Source organism: Mesorhizobium sp. M7A.F.Ca.MR.148.00.0.0, assembly GCF_003997735.1.
In the GTDB taxonomy this organism is placed as follows: domain Bacteria; phylum Pseudomonadota; class Alphaproteobacteria; order Rhizobiales; family Rhizobiaceae; genus Mesorhizobium.
In genome coordinates, this window is sequence record NZ_RZTB01000089.1 from 5,819 (window position 1) to 24,416 (window position 18,598).

Consider the following 18,598-nt stretch of genomic DNA (forward strand, 5'->3'; position numbering starts at 1 on the left):
ATTGCCTGAGCGATCATGCCGCTGCCACGAATTCGGCGAAACGCGCGGCAGCAGTGAGACCGCCGAACGGCCAGACCGGCGGAATGGTCCGCACTTGGCCGTTCCGGACGCAGGGCAGATTGGCCCAGAGCGAGCTGCGGGCAATCCTGATCCTGACGTGCGGTGGGATCGGATCGAGCGAGATCAGTTGCGCCTCGCCTACGGCGACCAGTTCCTCGATGCCGACCGTCGAAAAACCCCATTCATTGGTGGCGCCGGTCCAGGCGTTGACGAGGCCGAGCCGGTCGAGGACATCCTGCAGCAGGCTGCCGGCGCCGTAGACGCGGACATGGCGATCGTCGAACATGCTGACGACGCAGACCGGTTTTTGCACCGCCCGCTCCAGCCTGGCACGCGCTTGGGCGATCGAGGCTTCGGTGCGCCCGACAAGGTTTTCTGCTTCCGTCCTGCGGCCAAGCATGTCGCCAAGCTGCAGCGTCACCTGTTGCGCCTGCGCGTAAGGTGGAGCCTTGCCGCTGTAGAACGGCACGTTGAAGGTCGGCGCCAATCTGGTGAAGCTGTTCTCGTCCAAGCCATAGCCATAGGCGCCGACGATCAGGTCGGGCCGCAATTCCCGAAGCAGTTCGATATTGGGCTCGCTGCGCGATCCCAGGTCGATGGTGGCCTGCGGCAGCGCCGGGCCCTGCACCCAGTCGCCGTAACCCCTGGTGTCGCCGACGGCGAGCGGCGACAGGCCGAGCGAGACCACCAGTTCGGCCGATGTCCATTCCAGGCAGACGACGCGGGCAGGTGCCGCGCGTGCCATGCCGCCCGGCAAAGCGAGGCCGGTCGCGGCGAGGCCGGCAAGATACTGGCGCCGTGTCAGCGCCGCCATTTTGGGCCGGCCGGCCACCTTGCTTCTACCATGTGTATTTCACCGAACCGTTGATCCTGCGGCCCTCGCCGTAGAAGCAGCCGAAGCCCGAGGAGAAGCAGGAGGCGACATAGCGTTTGTCGAACAGATTGCTGGCATTGAGGCTGAGCGTGGCGTTCTGCCAGGCGTAATGCACCGCCGCGTCGGCGAGCACGACGGACGGAACCTTGAAGCTGTTGGCGTCGTCGCCATAGGTCGAGCCGACATAGCGGACGCCGGCACCCAGGCCGAGACCTTCGAGCTTGCCGCTCATGAAGGTGTAATTGGCCCAGAGCGATGCGGAATGGGCCGGCACGCCGAAGGGCGTATTGCCTTCATTGCTGATCGAACTCCCATTATCATCAACAACAGAAGTCGCCTTGGTGATCCTGGTGTCGAGATAGGTGTAGGCCGCTCTCAGGTCGAAGCCGGAATCGAGGCTGGCAACGGCCTCGAGTTCGACGCCGCGCGAGCGGATCTTGCCGGTCTGGAACATGTCGTCGGGCCGGCCCTCATTGCCATAGCGCACGACATTCTGTCGGGTCAGGTCGAAAACCGATGCCGTAATGAAGGAATTCCACCCGGTCGGCTGGTATTTCAGCCCGATCTCGTACTGCCTGCCGGTCTCGGGCACGAACAGATTGCCGTCGCTGTCGGCGCCGGCCACGGGCTGGAACGATTCGGAGTAGCTGACATAGGGCGCAAGCCCGTTGTCGGCGAGATAGACGAGCCCCGCCCGGCTGGTGAAGGCGTTGTCCTTCTGCTCGGGAATGTAGCCGCCGGCCAGATTGTCGTAGACCTTGGCGTCCGACCAATCCTGGCGGCCGCCAAGGGTCAGCCGCCAGTTGCCGAGCTTTACCTGGTCCTGCGCATAGAGACCGACTTGCTGCTGGGTGGTGTCGGTATCGGTGTAGGGCGTCAGATCGGTGATCGGGTACCCGTAAACCGGATCGAAGATGTTGAAACCGTCCTCGACGGTCCCTTCCGAGGCATAGTCGCGGTAAGTATAGCGTTTGTAGTCGAGGCCGACGAGCAGCGTGTGGGCAAGCGGCCCGGTGTCGAAATCGGCTTGTGCCTGGTTGTCGATGGTGACGCCGCTGAGTTTGGTGCCGCCGGCATCTGCATAACGGTAGTAGTCGCCGCTTGAAGGTTCCAGGCCGTTCGAGTCCGTCAGTCCGCCGCCGAAGACGCCCTCCTCGGTATGGGTGAGATGGACGTAGCGGGCATGCTGGCGGACCTGCCAGGTCTCGTTGAAACGATGATCGAATTCGTAGCCGATCGACGCCTGGTCGTTGTTGTAGCCGTCGAAGCCGGGCTCACCGACGAACATGCCGTTGGGCAAGAACTTGCCATCCTTGCCCGGCGTGATCGTGCCGTATGCCGGCAGATATTGCATCGCCCATCCGGAGCGGTCGCGCTGGTAGTTGGCGAGGATGGTCAGGCTGGTGTCGGCATCGGGCTGCCAGGTGATCGCCGGGGCGATGAAGATGCGGTCGTCCTTGACGAAATCGATCTGCGTGTCGCCCATGTGAGCTGCGCCGGTGAGACGAAACAGCAGCGACTTGTCGGCGTTCACGGCACCGCTGAAATCGAACTTGCCTTCATAGCGGTTGAAGCTGCCACCACCGAATTCGACCTCGCGCAGGTTTTCCTCGGTTGGCCGTTTGCTGACATAGTTGATGATGCCGCCGGGGCTTGCTTGGCCATAAAGCACCGATGCCGGTCCGCGCAGCACCTCGTAGCGTTCCGCGCCATAGGAATCGAGTGCGGTGAACAGGGTGAAATTGCTCTCCTTGAGCTGCAGCCCGTCCCTGTAGAAGACGCCGCTGGCGTTCGAAATGCCGCGCAACTGCAGGCCGAGGCCGCGATTGTCGGTGCCGTAGAGATTGCCGGTGGCGCCGGGTGTGTAGCGCAACGCGCTGTTCAGGCTGTCGACGGCTTGCGCTTCCATCTGGTCCCTGGTGATGACCGATATCGATTGCGGCGTCTCGATCAGCGGCGTGTCGGTCTTGGTGCCGGTGGAGCCCTTTGTGGCAACGTAGCCCTTGACCGGCCCGAAAGCGCTTTCGACTCGTTCCTGGACGTTGATCGGGTCTAGGGTGGTGGTGACCGTCTCCTGGGCCAGTGCATGGCCGCAGCCAAGCAGGGCCGGCAGCGACACCGTTGCGATCAGCAGGCGCTTGCGCGCTATCCGGTTCTGCCAGATCGGTCCATGTCCTGAAATCATCCGGTGCGCCTCCTGTTTCCAAATTCCGTGCCGATATTGCCGGTCGCGACGATTTGTTGATCGTTGTAGTCATCTTCAATGTTGACTAGTAAGGTCATGTTTCATAGTCAACCGGACAAGACCGTCGAAATGCCGGAATCTGGAAATGCGGGCGGCCGCACTGGAGAAAAGCCATGAGCATGGCTGGAATTGATGCCCAGACTGCCTTCCATATCGACGCCGTGCGCTTTGCCGTCGGCGAGCGGACGCTGCTCGGTCCGGTCTCGCTCGAACTGGAGCGCTCGCGCGTCTATGGGCTGATCGGCCACAATGGTTCGGGCAAGTCGACGCTTATCAAGCTCATGGCGCGCCAGCAGCCGACGAGTTCAGGCGCCATCACTTTCGCCAGACGTCCGTTGCCGCAATGGGGTGCCCGCGAATTTGCCCGCGCGCTTGCCTATCTGCCGCAGACGACGCCCGCGGCGACCGGCCTGACCGTGCGCGAACTGGCGACGCTCGGGCGCTATCCCTGGCATGGCGCGCTTGGCCGTTTCCGCGCCGAGGACAGGCAGCATGTCGAGGAGGCGCTGGCCCTGACCGATATGGAGGGTTTTGCCGACCGGCTGGTGGACGAATTGTCGGGCGGCGAGCGCCAACGCGCCTGGCTCGCCATGCTGGTGGCGCAGAACGCCGGCGTCATGCACTCGACATCGCCCATCAGGTCGAGGTGCTCGGGCTGGTCAAGGAGCTCAGCCGCAAACGCGACCTATGTGTCGTCGTCGTGCTGCACGATCCCAACATGGCGGCGCGCTACTGCGACGAACTGATCGCGCTCAAGGACGGCAAGCTGCTGACGCGCGGCACGCCAGGCGAAATCATGCGCAGCGATGTGCTGAAAGGCATTTTCGGTGTGGAGATGGGCGTGTTCGCACACCCCGTCACCGGCCAGCCTGTCGGCTATGTGCAGTGACAATGCGGCGGCCGGAAATAGAAGGCGGCAGGCCGCTGTGAGAACAAGGAAGAAGCTGTTGTCGAGAACTGGTTTGTTGGCGGCATTGGTCGCATCCGTCATCCTGTCGGCCGGCAGTGCGATGGCCCAGGAGCAACCCGCCGGTGCCGCGCCGGCGGTCGAATCCCCCACCCCGGCTGGGCACCCAGCCGAACACGGCCGCGCCGTCAGAGGCCGGACCTTCGACGGCGATGGAGTTGACCTTGCCGCATGACCTGTCGCCATGGGGCATGTTCATGGCGGCCGACATTGTCGTCAAAGCGGTGATGATCGGGCTGGCCTTTGCCTCCCTCGTCACCTGGACGATATGGCTGGCCAAGTCGCTGGAGCTTCTCAGTGGCAAGCTGGGCATTCGTCGCGCCGTGCGGGCGATCGGCGAGGCCGCCACGCTGAAGCAGGCCAGCAGTACCCTTGACCGCAGCGGCGGTCCCGGCGCGCTGCTGGTGCGGGCGGCCGAGGAGGAGACCGCACTCTCGGCCGGCGCGCTCGATCATGTCTCGGGCGATGGCCTCAAGGAACGGGTCACGTCGCGCCTGTCGCGCATCGAGGCGGCGGCGGCGCGGCGCATGTCGCGCGGCACCGGCGTGCTGGCGACGATCGGCTCGACCGCGCCCTTCGTCGGCCTGTTCGGCACTGTCTGGGGCATCATGAACGCCTTCATCGGCATCTCGCAGGCGCAGACCACCAATCTCGCAGTGGTCGCGCCGGGCATCGCCGAGGCGCTGCTGGCCACCGCGATGGGCCTGGTCGCGGCGATACCGGCCGTCGTCATCTACAACGTCTTTGCCCGCTCGATAGCCGGATATCGGCAGATCCTCGCCGATGCCTCGGCCGGGGTCGAACGGCTGGTCAGCCGCGACCTGGACTTCCGCACCGTCGCTCCGGCAACGCCACTGGCGGCGGAGTAGCGCCATGGGAAGCAGAATCCGACAGACCATGGATGACGATCTCGAGGAAAGCCACGAGATCAACGTCACCCCGTTCATCGATGTCATCCTGGTGCTCTTGATCATCTTCATGGTCGCGGCGCCGCTGGCCACGGTGGATGTCAATGTCGACCTGCCTGGTTCGACGGCAACGCCCGCGCCGAGGCCCGAGACACCGCTGTTCCTGACGCTGAAGGACGATCTGACGCTGGCGATCGGCAATGACAGCGTGCCGCGCCCGGCTTTCGCCACGACGCTGGACGCCAAGACCAAGGGCGACAAGCAGACGCGCATCTTCCTGCGCGCCGACAAGGCGGTCGCCTATGGCGACCTGATGGAGGCGATGAATCTATTGCGCGGTGCCGGCTATCTGAAGATCGCGCTGGTCGGCCTGGAGACGGCTCCCGCGTCCAATGCCCCGGCGCCCGCAGCCACTGGTGCGGCGGCGCCATGACGCAAGCGGTCGCCGTGCCCTCGGTCCAGCTGTCGCGCTTCGGTTGGCGCGACCTTGGCTTGTGGGCCGGTGCTGCCGCGCTGGTCCTTGGAGCCCATGTCGCGGTCGCCTACGCAGTGCAGAACCTCACAATGGTCACCGAAGTGGATGGCGGTCCACCCCCCGCGCAGATGATCGAGATGGCACCGATGGTGGTGATGCCGGCCGTGGAAGAGCAGGTCGCCGCGCTGGACGCGGTGACGCCAGATCAGACCGAACCGACACCGACGACCGAGCCGACACCTGAAGAACCGGTCGAAAAGGCGGAGCCGGTTGTCGAGCCGCCGGAAGCGGTCGCGCCAGACGAGACCGAAGCCACCCGGACCGAACCTACCCAGGCCGAAATGGCTGAACAGGTCGATCAGCCGCCGCCGGATGAGGTCATTCCGGATGTGGTCGAGGCTGTCACGCCCGACGTCGTCATTCCCTTGCCGCAGCCGAAACCGGTCGAAATTGTCAAAGACAAGAAACCGGTCGCGGCCAAGGCGAAAAAGCCTGTCGAGAAGGCCAAGCCGCGGCCTAAGAAGGAGAAGGCGGCTCCGCCGAAGACGGCAACCGTGGCCAGCGCCGACGCACGGCCCGCGGCCAGGACCGCCGCGCCGAAGGCGGCGGAATCGACGTCTCGCTCCGGCGACTCCAGCAAATGGGACTCCCGTCTGGGCGCCTGGATCAAGCGGCACACGCGCTATCCCAGCTCTGCCAAGGCCCGACGCGTGGAAGGCAGGCCGTATGTCGCATTCACGGTCGACTCGTCCGGCCGGGTCCTGTCTGCCAGGCTCTCTCGTTCCTCGGGGGATGCGGATCTGGACCGTGCGGCGCTCGCCGTGCTGCAAGGCGCCACGGTGCCGAAACCGCCACCGGAACTCGGCTCGCGTCTGAGCCGTACAGCGCCGTTCGTGTTCAGCCTGCGCAACTAGAGCAGTTCACCGTTTCACGGAAACGGCTAACTGCTCTAATTCTTTGGTTTGACGCAATTCCCAAGGGAAAACGCTCTGCGTTTTCCCGGGAAAACCGTTTCACACTTTTCCTGGAATTGCTCTAGGACCGAATTTGTTCGGGCCGGCCTGTCAATAGGCCAGTGACAGGCTCAGGGCCTCGACCTGTTCGAGATAGAAACGGCATTTCGTGCGCAAGGGCCCGAGGCCCGGGTCATCGGCGCCGTTGATCTCGATGGTCTGCATCATGAAGTCGAAATGGGCGTGGAAAGCGTCCACTGTACCCCAGAGACTGTCGGCCTGGCAGCTGTCGGCAATCGCCATCGAGACGAGTTGGCGGGCCTCGACCCGCGCGGCGTCAGGCGATGGCGGCCGCCTGGCGATCAAGACGTCGAGCCGGCTGAAAACGCTTTCCCTGGCATCGACGCTTCTGATGTTGGCTATCATGTTCATGTGCAGGTCCCCTGGGCATTCCAGACGCGCAATAGGTTCCCGTCTGAAATTGAAAAACTGGTGATCAGAGCATTTTCAGCGGCGCCAATGAACGCGTCGCGTTTGGCATCAAGCTTGAGCGACCGGATGCCGGTCCTGCGGGCAGGATGCAATCAGGGCCGGGATTGCGGTTGCATCGGAGGGGTGGCCCCTGATGATGTTGGCGACCTCGGCGTCGGCCTGCTCGAACCAGTAGACCATGTCGGCGCGGCGCAGGTCCGTCGCGGCCTTCTTCAGCAACGGCAGCAGGCTTTGCAACGCGCACAGCGTCTCCCAGCGGTTTGGCCGGGAGGTCGAGCCGGCCACCGCGCATGCGGCTGACGATTGCATGTCGCTACGCTCTCCGTGGCTGGGCGGCCCGAGTGTCCTTTGCCTGCGCCTTGGGGTGCAGCGGGTTGCCGCTGAGCTGCGCATGCCTGGCCGGCCGTGCGCCGCGAAGAACGTCGAAGGCCTCTGCATAGGCCATGCCCAGCAGATAGGAGATCATCGGAAAACGGCTTGCTTCGGCCATCTGCACGAGCTCATTGGTCATCGACGAAATATATTGAAGGCTATCGATTTCCGACTGGCGTAAGGATTGATTTGGCACGTGCTGCTCCTGTCTCTGGTTATACCCTGGGGAACGCGTTACTGGCTGTGATGCACATAGTTGGTCGACTAATTGATGGACTGGCCCGCCGTGGACGGATCTCTTTCCGGCGTCGAGAGGGTCAAGGCATAGATCGGTGCGTCGGTGAAACTGTCGAGACCAAGCAGCCGCTTGATGGCGGAATGGCTGAGCGCGGCTGTCGGACACGCCGACAGGCCATGATTGGTCGCTGCCAGCATGATGTTCTGGCCGATATGGCCGGCCTCGATCAGCACGACACGATAAGCATTGGCGTCCTCATATTTCCACATCGTGCGATCGAGCTTGGCGCAAAGCAGGACCAGGCACGGCATGGCGTCGGCCCACTCCTGTCCGCCGACCAGTTCGGAGATCTTCGGCAGATGGTTTGCGGAAATCCTGCCAAGGTCGTGATCCGCGGCGGAATAGTGATAGACACCGGGTTCGAGGCCATCGACGCCGAGCGCGACCACATAGGCCTCATAGGGATTTCGCGCGCCGCCTGAAGGGGTCATGCCGAGCGGCAGGGTGCCAACGCAATTGGCGGTCTCGCCGATGATGCCGAGCCCTGCGAACAGGCAATCGGAAAGCTGTTTGGCCGTGATGGTGGGCTGAGCCGCCGTGCGGTTGGTGCGGCGCCGCGCCATCAAGCTGAGAAGTTCATTGTCTTCCAGTGCATTAGGCAGCTGGATGGCGCCTGCGGAATTCTTGAGCATGAGGTTCGGCTGCGGCGTATGGCCGGCGCGTTCTATCTGCCGCTCTTCCGCTTGCTCGATGGTCATGTATTCGCTGTCCTGGACGCAGAAATGCATCAGCGCCGTCGGAAGCCCCCAACTCCATTGTCCTGAAAACTGTTCCTCCTGCTCGGCGAGAGGCGATCCGGCTGTGACCAGCGCGGAGAAATCGAGCAACTGGGGAACGACAGCCTTCAACTCGGACTCCGACCATCCATGGGCGCGGGCAATGTCCGCCGTCGATGCCCATTTGTCCCACGAAGCGAGCAGGCCGACCATCTCAGGACTGCATTCAAACACGCTTCTGGTCAGGAAGTTGCATGCCGTGACCTTGTTCGGTCCGGGGTAGAAAACAAGCGTTTTCGAAGAGCGCATTTTCATGAAGCTGGTTGCCATCTGTGGAGCCGAGGCGCCGACAAGCAAGACGCTCGTCGGCGCAGAACGGCTTCAGCGCTTGTTGTAGTGCATGCCCTGCGAAAAGAAGACGGTCTGCGTGCCGGCGGCAATCGTCAGCTTCGGAGCATTGGTCACTTTCTTGGCCATTTTCATCCCTTTCCTGACCCCAATTTGGGATCCGTTGAAAGACCCCCGGAACGGGATCCGCGTGAAGAAAGGTAAGGTCGGAAGAGTTAATGGTTTGTTAAAATTATAGTAAAACCACGAGCCTAAGACGGACCCGTGGATTATCTTTCCTGGCATTAAAGTGTAAAATATCGATTTTATTCAGATACAGAGTAGACAATCGTTGGCATACGCTTAATTGGCGTACGCTTATTCTTATTTGGCGTAAGACACGGCGATCCGAGGGGTTAGCCCAACCCGTCCCGGGTGAGGCTGACAACCAGTTGATCGACGCCCGGATCGTCGAGATTGATGACATGCGCCATGCTGATGGCATCCCTTGGGTGGATGTTGGCAATGTCGCGCCGCATGATGACGGACACGAATGCCGGGCCGGCCTCCGTCAGAAGCATGGCCTTGCCCATCAGCACCGGTTCGGAGATGGGAGCCCATTGCACGGAGATCAGCGACGGCTCCCCGGTCTGGCGGCGATTGATGCCGCTGAAATAGATCCAGTTCAGCCGCGAGATCGCCACGCCATAGTGATTGCCACGCGCTCGTGCCCAGGTCGATCCCCGGCGCTCCGACCATCCGGTGACCCTTCGGAAGGTGACCAGTTCGGCTTCGCGCCTCACGAAGGTCACCGAGCGCATCAGGAGGTCGAGGCGGCCCGGGATCGAGAAATAGGTGAAATAGGTGCCGCCTGCGATCGAAGGACTGGGAGGGCGGATCATCTGGATGAACAGGCTCTCGGAAACCGGCGGCAGGCCACGCATCGCCGGCTCGGGTGCGCCGGGATCCTGGTACAGTTCGGCTTCGTCGATCCGAAAGTAATCGCATATCAGCTTGGCGGTAGCTTTGTTGGGAACGGTCTGCCCTTGCAGATAGCGTTCGAACTGCGTGCGATTGATGCGCAGCTCACGGCATACCGCACTTACGGAGGCATGGTCCTTGCACAGCCGTCTAAGGTTTGCAGCGAGATTGTCGCGAATTGACACGTCTTTGCTTCCGCAGGCGGATTTTTCATTTCGACTCGAAATCGATATAGCGTCTCCGGTCGCCCCCGCCGAAACGCCCTGGTCACAACGCACAGAAAAAACTGATTTGGTAACGTCAATTTAGTGGGGTGGTTTCCAAAAAAAACGGAAACAATCAGCGAGCTCTTCCGCCATAAGTCCAATTGACAAAAGTTTTGCCGGATATCGCGAAATAGGCGATGTAGCGCGGCCTTTTAAGGTGCGCTGGCACAGCAAATGCCAACCGCGGGGGCAAGCCGGGACGAGCGTCGCGGACTGCATGTGGCGCAGAGATGGGCATCTGGCGCGCAGCGTGGAGAATTATTCCGCTGGTGGAGCTGAGGAGGATCGAACTCCTGACCTCGTCATTGCGAACGACGCGCTCTCCCAGCTGAGCTACAGCCCCGTCCAGCGGATGGGCGCATTTATCGGGCGCCGCGGTTTCCTGTCAAGGCGGAGGTTTGCCGAAATCCAGTGCCGTCAAGCGTCGATCTGGCGCCGGCGGAAAGCGGCCCTTGCCGGTTTTGTGTATTCGCGCCTTCGTTGGGGTGTCGGCGACATGCCCTACAGTCCGACCGGGCCGGTATTGGCGCTCCACAGAAAGGCGGCCCTTGCCGGTTTCGCGTGCAATGGCTACATGTCGGCAACAATTGGAGACCGGCATGCTCGCCCTCATTCAAACAATCGTCATGGCGCTTGACCTCTACTGGTGGATCATCATCGCCTCGGCGATCTTTTCCTGGCTCTACGCCTTCAACGTCGTCAATTCGAAGAACCAGTTCGTCGGCAGCATCGGCAACATGCTCTACCGGCTGACCGAGCCGGCGTTGCGGCCTATCCGCCGCTTCATGCCGGACCTTGGCGGCATCGACATCTCGCCGATCATCCTGCTTCTGATCCTGTTCTTCCTGCGGCAGTTTCTGCTCACCACGGTGGCGCCTCTGATCCTGTGAGCAGGATGACCTTATGAGCACGCCGTTTCGCCTTCGCGAAAACGGCGCCGAGCTGTTTGTCCGGCTGACGCCAAAGGCTGCGCTGGACAGGCTCGAAGGTTTCGAGACCACGGCGGACGGGCGAAGCCATCTGAAAGCGCGTGTCCGCGCCGTGCCGGAAAACGGCGCCGCCAATCATGCGCTCGAAAAGCTGCTGGCCAAGGCTCTGGGCGTGCCCGGGTCCGCTGTCTCGGTTGTCGCCGGCGGCACCGCGCGACTGAAGACCGTGCGCATTGAAGGCGATCCGGCGAAATTGGCGAAAAGCATCGAGGCGCTCGGCCGCCAGTCCTGATGTCCTTGGCCGCAGGGGCTCAATCGCCCAATGGCAAACGCGGATCGTCGACTTTCAACGTGTTCACGCTCTGCTTGATGCGGCGCAGATTCTCCAAAACCCTTGGTCCGCGCGTCTCGGCGACCGAGGTGACGATCATGTCGACGATCGACAGCAGCGCATAGCGAGACGATGTCGGCTTGTAGATATTGCCATCCTCGAGCGACTGGAAATGGATGACCGTGTCGGCGACCTTGGCGAGTGCGGAGTCCGGCGGGGTGATGGCGATCGTGGTGGCGCCATATTGCTGGGCGACCTGCACCGCATCGATGACCGATCTGGCATAGCCGGAGACGGAGAAGGCGATCAGCGTGGTGTCGGGGGTGGCAACGGCGGCGTACATGCGTTGCAACTGTCCGTCGATCTGCGCCAGCACCGACACGCCAAGCCTGAACAGCCGGTTCTGCATTTCGGTCGCCATCATGGACGAAATGCCACCGGAGCCGATGCACAGCACATTACCGGAAACAGCGATGCGTGCGGCGACGGCGACCAGCGTCGTCATGTCGAGGTTTTCGCTGGCGCGCTGGATGGCCGATATCGCCGCTTCGGTGATGGCGGAAGCGATGCGCTGTTCGCGGGCATCGCGGCTCAACGGCTCCGGCGACAGATACTGGCCGCCGATGGCGATGGCTTGCGCCAGATAGAATTTGAAGTCGCGCAGGCCCTCGCAGCCGAGGTTGCGGCAGAACCGCGTCACCGTCGGCTCGCTGACACCGACGCGCAAGGCAATTTCCGAAATCGCCGCTTTGGAAACGAAATCGAGGTCTGCCAGCACGAAGCCGGCCAGCTTGCGATCCGACTTCGTTCCGTCCTGCGACATCAGCTGCAGCCGCGTGATGATGTCGGCCGGCGTCTTCATGCTGCTATTCTCATAGAGGCAGGCCCGTTGCCTTGTCGAACAGATGGATGTTGCCGGGGTCGACCGAGACCGGCAGCAGGTCTCCCGGCCTGACCGGCACCCTGTCGCGGAACACGGCGCGTACCGTATCAGCACCGATAGCGCCATAGACATGTGTTTCGGAGCCGGTGGGCTCGACGACATCCACCCTGATCGCCATCGCGTCGACAGCCTCGCCGATGACAAAATGCTCGGGCCGGATGCCAGCCTCCACCGCGCTGTCCGCCGGCACCTGTTTGCCGGCAAGCGCAAGCCGCCCGCCACCGGCCGATTCGAACCAGGTTTTCTCAAGCGCCGTCTTGAGCGAACCGGACACAAAGCTCATCGACGGCGAGCCGAGGAAGGAGGCGACGAACTTGTTGGCAGGCCTGTCATAGAGTTCCAGCGGCGCCCCGACCTGCTGGATTCTGCCGCGGTCCATCACGACGATGCGGTCGGCCATCGTCATGGCCTCGATCTGGTCGTGGGTGACGTAGACGATCGTCGATTTCAGCCGCTGGTGCAGCGCCTTGATCTCGACGCGCATCTGCACGCGCAATTGCGCGTCGAGGTTGGACAGCGGCTCGTCGAACAGGAACACCGACGGCTCGCGCACGATGGCGCGGCCCATGGCGACGCGCTGGCGCTGGCCGCCCGATAGCTGGCGGGGATAGCGGTCGAGATAGGAGAAGAGATTGAGGACGCCGGACGCTTTCTTGACCTTCTCATCGATCACCGTGCGCGTCTCGCCGCGGATCTTCGGGCCAAAGCCGATATTGTCAGCTGCCTTCAGATGCGGAAACAGCGCATAGGACTGGAACACCATGGCGATGTTGCGCTGCTGTGGCGGCAGCGCGTTGGCCCGCACGCCGCCAATCAACAGGTCGCCGGAGGTGATCGTCTCCAGGCCGGCCAGCATGCGCAGCAAGGTCGACTTGCCGCAGCCGGACGGGCCGACGAGGACGACGAACTCGCCGCTCTTGATATCGAGGCTGATGTTCTCGAGGATCTTGTGCTGGCCGAAGGATTTCGACAGATCGCGAAACTCGACATCGGTCATTGTCACGCTCCCAGGATGTCGTCGATGAAGGGCAGGCAGCCGGCGGTCAGTCCCGCGTCCACGGGCATCACCACGCCTGTTATTCCCGATGCGCGATCGGACGCAAGGAAGGCGACAGCTTCCGCCACTTCCGCGGCGTTGACGATGCGGCCGAGCGGATAGAGCCGCTGCAATTTGCCGAGGATTTCGGGATCCTTGGCAAGGCGGTGGTCCCAGGCGGCGGTGCGGATCGATCCGGGGCAGACGACATTGGCGCGCAGGCCGCTGCGGCCGAGCTCGACGGCGATCGCCTTGGCATAGGCGTTGATGCCGGCCTTGGCGGCGGCATAGGCCGGATTGCCGAAATGCGCGATGGCGTTGACCGAGGAGATGAAGACGACGCTGCCCGAGCCGCGGCCAGCCATCGCCTTGACCAGCGGGTCGGCGAAATTCATCACGCCAGTCAGGTTGAGCTCGAGTTCCTGCTCTATTCTGTCGGGATCGAGCGCCGAAATCGTCTCGGCACGCGTCCAGCCGGCATTGTTGATGAGAATGTCGGGCACACCATCCCGGTCGAGGATCGCGCCGATCGCCGTCGCTATCGATGCCTTGTCGAGAAGATCGAAGACATGGCGGGAGGCAAGGTGCGGACTGTTCAGCGCCTCGCTCGACTGATCGCAACCGACGACCCTGGCGCCTCTTTGCGCCATCAGCGCCACGATGGCCGTGCCGAGACCGCCGCCGGCCCCCGTCACCACGACGGTCTTGCCCTCGAACTCGGCCCTGCCTTCGAACTCGGCCCTGCCCTCGAACTCGGATTGCGAAACCACCGTGCGTCATCCTCCGGGAGTTCTGACAGATCGCATAAGGCCTAGGCCTGTAAATGTAATTAAGCAACACAATAATCCGCTTGCAAGCCTTCAAATCATCGATAATGTAGGAAAGTCACATAAATCTTCTGCTCCGGCACGGAGAGGCGCGCAGGCGCAACACCAATGGGAGAGATCAAATGAGCCTTGCAAAATGGACTGTCGGCCTGATGGCCGGAATGAGCATGCTGGCAATTGCGGCGCAGGCGGATGCGGGCGAGGTGCGCGTCATCGTGGCCGAGTACAGCGCCAAGACTGCTCCCTATTTCGCCGACGTCAAGAAGGAATTCGAGGCGGCGAACCCCGGCATTACCGTCAAGTTCGAAGTGGTGCCGTGGGATGTGCTGCTGCAGAAGCTGACCACCGACATCACCGCCGGCACCAATGCCGATCTGTCGATCATCGGCACGCGCTGGCTGATCGACTTCGTCCAGCAGGATGTCGCCGAGCCGCTCGACGGCTACATCAAGCCCGACTTCAAGGACCGCTTCATCGACACCTTCCTGTCGCCCTCGATCATGGACGGCAAGACCTACGGCCTGCCGATCGCGGCCTCGGCGCGCGCCATGTACTACAACAAGGAGCTGTTCGAGAAAGCCGGCATCGCCAAGCCACCGGCAACCTGGACCGAGCTGCAGGAAGATGCGCGCAAGATCAAGGCGCTGGGGTCGGGCACGTTCGGCTTCGGCCTGCAGGGCAAGGAGATCGAGACCGACGTCTATTACTATTATGCGATGTGGTCGCAGGGCACCGAGATCCTCAACAAGGACGGCACTTCGGGCCTGAGCACGCCAGGTGCGCTTGAGGCCGCCAAGCTCTACAAGTCGATGATCGACGAAGGCCTGACCGAACCCGGCGTCACCTCCAACAACCGCGAAGACGTGCAGAACCTGTTCAAGCAGGGCAAGGTCGGCATGATGATCACCGCACCCTTCCTGTCCAACCAGATCAAGGACGAGGCGCCGAACCTGAAATACGGCGTTGCAGCCATCCCCGCCGGCCCGACCGGCGCGCGCGGCACCTATGGCGTGACCGATTCCATCATCATGTTCAAGAACTCCAAGAACAAGGACGAAGCCTGGAAGCTGCTCGATTTCCTGTTCACCACGGAACAGCGCGCCAAGTTCACGCAAGGCGAAGGCTTCCTGCCGGTGAACAAGGAAGAGGCCAAGATGGACTACTACGTCAACAATGCCGATCTGGCGGCGTTCACCGCGCTGCTGCCCGACGCCCGCTTCGCGCCGGTCATTCCGGGCTGGGAAGAAGTCGCCCAGATCACGTCGGACGCCATGCAGAAGATCTATCTCGGCGGCGACCCTGAGGCGGGCTTGAAGGACGCGGCCGCCAAGGCCAACACCGTGCTGAAGAAATAGGGCGTATCTCCCTGCGCCCGTGGCGCGCCCCAGACTCAGGCGGGGCGCGCCACACCTAGGTTCCCGGCCCGGTGCGGCGGATCCGAAATTCGCATAAGCAGAACCTTCTGATCCAGCGCGCCGAGGTTGCAGGCCAGCAGATGCAAAATCGTTTCTTGCCCTATCTCCTGACCTTGCCCAGCCTGTTTCTGGCGGCGGTGGTCATCTTCTGGCCGGTCTGGGACCTGATCCAGATCTCGACGCATGAGGTCAGCCGCTTCGGCCAGCTTCGCGACTTCAACGACTTCGCCAATTTCGCGGCACTCGCTGCCGATCCCGACTTCACGGCCGCGCTCTGGCGCACCGGCCAATGGACGGTGATGGTGGTCGGCGGTGCGCTTCTCTTGTCGATCCCGGTGGCGATGATCCTCAACACCGATTTCTATGGCCGCGGCATCGCCCGCGTCATCATCATGCTGCCCTGGGCGGTATCGCTGACCATGACCGCGGTTGTCTGGCGCTGGGCGCTGAGCGGCGAAAGCGGCATGCTCAATTCGGCGCTGATCGGCCTCGGGCTCATCGATCACAACATCCAATGGCTGGCGAGCGCCGAGACCGCTTTCCCGATGCAGGTGCTGATCGGTATCCTGGTGACGGTGCCGTTCACGACGACGATCTTTCTCGGCGGGCTGTCGTCGATTCCGGACGATCTCTACGAGGCGGCGGCGCTCGAAGGGGCGACGCCGCTGCAGCAGTTCCGCGAAATCACCTTTCCGCTCCTGAAACCGTTCATCAACATCGCCATCGTGCTCAACACCATCTACGTCTTCAATTCCTTCCCGATCATCTGGGTGATGACGCAGGGCGGCCCGGCCAACTCGACCGATATCCTGGTCACCCATCTCTACAAGCTGGCCTTCCGCATCGGCAAGCTAGGCGAAGCATCGGCGGTGTCGCTGGTGATGTTCGCCATATTGCTGGTCTTCACCATGATCTATGTGCGGCTGGCGATGCGGGAGCAACGCACATGACGAGCAAGCTGAAGCGCTCCATCATCGCCTGGCTGCTGCTGGCGCCGCTGATCGTGGTGACGCTCTTTCCCTTCGCGGTGATGTTCCTGACCGCGGTCAAGCCGAGGCAGGAAGTGCTGTCGCCGACCTGGTGGCCGAGCGAATTCCGCTGGTCGAATTTTTCCGACATGTGGGTGGCGACCGGCTTCGGCCAGGCGCTGCTCAATTCGCTCTACGTGTCTGTGATCGCCACCGTTGGCGCCATCCTGATCTCGGTTCCGGCGGCCTATGCGATGTCGCGCTTCCGCTTTGCCGGCTACGGCGCCTTGCGCCAGTTCCTGCTGATTTCGCAGATGATCTCGCCGATCGTGCTGGTGCTTGGCCTGTTCCGACTGATGGCGGCCTGGGGCCTGGTCGAGAGCACGACGGCGCTCGGCTTCATCTACATGGCCTTCAACGTCGCCTTCACCGTGTGGATGCTGCAGAGCTATTTCGACACCATTCCGCGCGATCTCGAGGAAGCTGCCTGGATGGAGGGCGCCGGCCGCTGGCTGACCTTGCGCAAGGTGTTCCTGCCGCTGTGCCTGCCGGCGATCGCGGTGACGGCGATCTTCACCTTCATCAACGCCTGGAACGAATTCGTCGTGGCGCTCACCATGCTGCGCAGCCAGGAAAGCTACACGCTGCCGATCCAGGTGTTTTCGCTGGTCGCCGGCCGCTACACCATCGAATGGCACCACGTCATGGCCGCGACGTTGCTGGCGACCTTGCCGGTGGCCATCCTGTTCATCTGGCTGCAGCGCTACCTCGTTCGCGGGCTGGCGCTCGGGGCGGTCAAATAGCGCCTATTCACGGACGGAGCTTTCATGCGCATTTTCACCGCCTCGCTGGCGACGGAAACCAACACCTTCTCGCCGGTGCCGACCGACAGGGCCTCGTTCGAGATGGCCTTCTATGCCGGGCCCGGCAAACATCCGGACACGCCGACGCTGTGCTCCTCGCCGATGGTGGCGCTGCGCCGGCGGGCAGCGGTCGAAGGCCTCGATGTCATCGAGGGCACCGCAACCTGGGCGGAGCCGGGCGGCCTGGTGCAGCGGCAGACCTATGAGGCTCTGCGCGACGAGATCCTTGGCCAGCTCGAGGCCGCGCTGCCGGTCGATGCCGTCATCCTCGGCCTACATGGCGCCATGGTGGCGCAAGGCTATGACGACTGCGAAGGCGACCTGCTCGAACGGGTTCGCGCAATGGTCGGGCCGCAGGTGGTGATCGCCGTGGAACTCGATCCGCACAGCCATCTGACACCGAAGCGCGTGGCGGCCTCCGACATCCTCGCCTACTTCCTCGAATTTCCGCACACCGATTTCTACGAGCGCGGCGAACACGTCGTCGAGCTTGGCCTGGCAGCGGCGCGCGGTGAGATCAAGCCGGTCATCTCGACCTTCGATTGCCGCATGATCCAGGTGCTGCCGACCAGCCGCGAGCCGATGCGCTCTTTCGTCGACCGGATCAAGGCGCTGCACGGCAAGGACGGCGTGCTGTCGGTCTCCGTCATCCACGGCTTCATGGCGGCGGACGTGGCCGAGATGGGCACGCGCATCCTGGTCGTCACCGACGATGACAAGGCCAAGGGCGACGCGCTGGCGGAACGGCTCGGGCGGGAACTCTATGCGCTGCGCGAAAAGACGGCGATGACGATGCTGAACACCCGTGACGGCATCGATCGGGCCTTGGCCGTGCGCGCCAAGAATCCGGGCAGGCCGGTGGTCATCGCCGATATCTGGGACAATCCCGGCGGCGGCGTTCCCGGCGACGGCACCTTCGTGCTGCGCCAGATGCTGGCGCGTGGCCTGGACAGGTTCGCCGTGGCGACGATCTGGGACCCGATCGCGGTCACCTTCTGCCTGGCGGCGGGCGAGAGCGCCGTTATCGACCTGCGCTTCGGCGGCAAGGCCGGGCCGCAGGCCGGCGAGCCGATCGATGCGCGCGTGCGCGTGCTGAAGGCGGTTGCGGAGGGCTGGCAGAGTTTCGGGCCAAGCCGCGTGACGCTCGGGCCAACGGCGCTGGTCCGCCTCGAAGGCACCGAGGTCGACATCATTCTCAACACCAACCGCACACAGACCTTCGAGCCGGATATCTTTTCCAACATCGGCGTCGATCCGATGGCCAAGGACATGCTGCTGATCAAGTCGACCAACCATTTCTACGCCGGCTTCGAGCCGATCGCCGCCGAGATCATCTATGTCTCGGCGCCGAG

General features: G+C 62.8%; 18 protein-coding genes, 1 tRNA gene and 2 pseudogenes. 10 read left to right on the forward strand and 11 right to left on the reverse strand.

What is annotated here, in order from left to right; genetic code table 11:
- Positions 1–13: 13 nt before the first annotated feature.
- Together EOB49_RS24890 and EOB49_RS24895 are read right to left on the reverse strand one after the other, a co-directional pair.
- Positions 14–874 (reverse strand): ABC transporter substrate-binding protein, encoded by an 861-nt coding sequence (locus tag EOB49_RS24890; protein ID WP_127272291.1) that lies wholly within the window; start codon positions 872–874, stop codon positions 14–16.
- 25 nt (positions 875–899) lie between these two features.
- Positions 900–3,119: a TonB-dependent siderophore receptor gene (locus EOB49_RS24895; protein WP_127382534.1), complete on the reverse strand. Its 2,220-nt coding sequence runs from the start codon at positions 3,117–3,119 to the stop codon at positions 900–902.
- A gap of 179 nt (positions 3,120–3,298) precedes the next feature.
- On the opposite strand from EOB49_RS24895, the pseudogene EOB49_RS24900 reads away from it, so the two are divergent.
- From EOB49_RS24900 to EOB49_RS24915, 4 genes and pseudogenes are all read left to right on the forward strand, one after another.
- A pseudogene (locus tag EOB49_RS24900) lies at positions 3,299–4,068 on the forward strand (ATP-binding cassette domain-containing protein).
- 58 nt (positions 4,069–4,126) lie between these two features.
- Positions 4,127–5,015, forward strand: a pseudogene (exbB, locus tag EOB49_RS24905) (tonB-system energizer ExbB).
- A 4-nt stretch (positions 5,016–5,019) separates the two neighbouring features.
- Positions 5,020–5,487: a TonB system transport protein ExbD gene (exbD, locus tag EOB49_RS24910; protein WP_127382535.1), complete on the forward strand. Its 468-nt coding sequence runs from the start codon at positions 5,020–5,022 to the stop codon at positions 5,485–5,487.
- A complete protein-coding gene (locus EOB49_RS24915; protein WP_127382536.1) occupies positions 5,484–6,443 on the forward strand; it encodes an energy transducer TonB in 960 nt (319 codons plus the stop codon). Before exbD ends, EOB49_RS24915 begins: the two co-directional genes overlap by 4 nt.
- A 150-nt stretch (positions 6,444–6,593) precedes the next feature.
- On the opposite strand, the gene EOB49_RS24920 is transcribed toward EOB49_RS24915, so the two are convergent.
- The 6 genes from EOB49_RS24920 to EOB49_RS24950 form a co-directional block, all read right to left on the reverse strand.
- A complete protein-coding gene (locus tag EOB49_RS24920; protein WP_127322597.1) occupies positions 6,594–6,914 on the reverse strand; it encodes a hypothetical protein in 321 nt (106 codons plus the stop codon).
- Between the two features lie 108 nt (positions 6,915–7,022).
- Complete coding sequence (locus EOB49_RS24925; RefSeq protein ID WP_127329798.1) at positions 7,023–7,283, reverse strand: hypothetical protein; 261 nt, start codon at positions 7,281–7,283, stop codon at positions 7,023–7,025.
- Between the two features lie 4 nt (positions 7,284–7,287).
- Entirely contained in the window at positions 7,288–7,542 is a 255-nt protein-coding gene (locus tag EOB49_RS24930) for a hypothetical protein (protein ID WP_127268063.1), read from the reverse strand.
- A gap of 68 nt (positions 7,543–7,610) precedes the next feature.
- The gene (locus tag EOB49_RS24935) at positions 7,611–8,675 is read right to left on the reverse strand and encodes a SagB/ThcOx family dehydrogenase (RefSeq protein WP_127382537.1); all 1,065 of its coding nucleotides are present in this window, start codon (positions 8,673–8,675) and stop codon (positions 7,611–7,613) included.
- A gap of 428 nt (positions 8,676–9,103) precedes the next feature.
- Entirely contained in the window at positions 9,104–9,853 is a 750-nt protein-coding gene (locus tag EOB49_RS24945) for a helix-turn-helix transcriptional regulator (protein WP_127322138.1), read from the reverse strand.
- Between the two features lie 348 nt (positions 9,854–10,201).
- A tRNA-Ala gene (locus tag EOB49_RS24950) sits at positions 10,202–10,277 on the reverse strand.
- Between the two features lie 256 nt (positions 10,278–10,533).
- On the opposite strand from EOB49_RS24950, the gene EOB49_RS24955 reads away from it, so the two are divergent.
- Together EOB49_RS24955 and EOB49_RS24960 are read left to right on the forward strand one after the other, a co-directional pair.
- Complete coding sequence (locus tag EOB49_RS24955; protein WP_023811703.1) at positions 10,534–10,824, forward strand: YggT family protein; 291 nt, start codon at positions 10,534–10,536, stop codon at positions 10,822–10,824.
- A gap of 13 nt (positions 10,825–10,837) precedes the next feature.
- A complete protein-coding gene (locus EOB49_RS24960; RefSeq protein WP_127322139.1) occupies positions 10,838–11,155 on the forward strand; it encodes a DUF167 family protein in 318 nt (105 codons plus the stop codon).
- 19 nt (positions 11,156–11,174) lie between these two features.
- Here the strand turns inward: EOB49_RS24960 and EOB49_RS24965 are convergent, their stop codons facing one another.
- From EOB49_RS24965 to EOB49_RS24975, 3 genes are read right to left on the reverse strand one after another with little or no spacing between them, the layout of a single operon-like run.
- Complete coding sequence (locus EOB49_RS24965; protein ID WP_127268067.1) at positions 11,175–12,056, reverse strand: MurR/RpiR family transcriptional regulator; 882 nt, start codon at positions 12,054–12,056, stop codon at positions 11,175–11,177.
- A 10-nt stretch (positions 12,057–12,066) separates the two neighbouring features.
- Entirely contained in the window at positions 12,067–13,134 is a 1,068-nt protein-coding gene (ugpC, locus tag EOB49_RS24970; protein WP_127382538.1) for a sn-glycerol-3-phosphate ABC transporter ATP-binding protein UgpC, read from the reverse strand.
- A 2-nt stretch (positions 13,135–13,136) separates the two neighbouring features.
- Positions 13,137–13,943, reverse strand: coding sequence for an SDR family oxidoreductase (locus EOB49_RS24975; protein ID WP_127382539.1), 807 nt, complete (start codon positions 13,941–13,943; stop codon positions 13,137–13,139).
- Between the two features lie 179 nt (positions 13,944–14,122).
- Between EOB49_RS24975 and EOB49_RS24980 the strand changes: the two genes are divergently transcribed.
- The 4 genes from EOB49_RS24980 to EOB49_RS24995 all read left to right on the forward strand — a co-directional run.
- Entirely contained in the window at positions 14,123–15,355 is a 1,233-nt protein-coding gene (locus EOB49_RS24980) for a sugar ABC transporter substrate-binding protein (RefSeq protein ID WP_127382540.1), read from the forward strand.
- 140 nt (positions 15,356–15,495) lie between these two features.
- Positions 15,496–16,365 carry a sugar ABC transporter permease gene (locus EOB49_RS24985; RefSeq protein ID WP_023811708.1) on the forward strand — a complete coding sequence of 290 codons (870 nt, stop codon included), beginning with the start codon at positions 15,496–15,498 and terminating at the stop codon, positions 16,363–16,365.
- Positions 16,362–17,186, forward strand: coding sequence for a carbohydrate ABC transporter permease (locus tag EOB49_RS24990; RefSeq protein WP_013528984.1), 825 nt, complete (start codon positions 16,362–16,364; stop codon positions 17,184–17,186). The genes EOB49_RS24985 and EOB49_RS24990 overlap by 4 nt, the downstream gene beginning before the upstream one ends.
- Positions 17,187–17,210: 24 nt before the next feature.
- The coding region (locus EOB49_RS24995) for a M81 family metallopeptidase (RefSeq protein WP_164781798.1) at positions 17,211–18,598 on the forward strand (1,388 nt) is incomplete at its 3' end.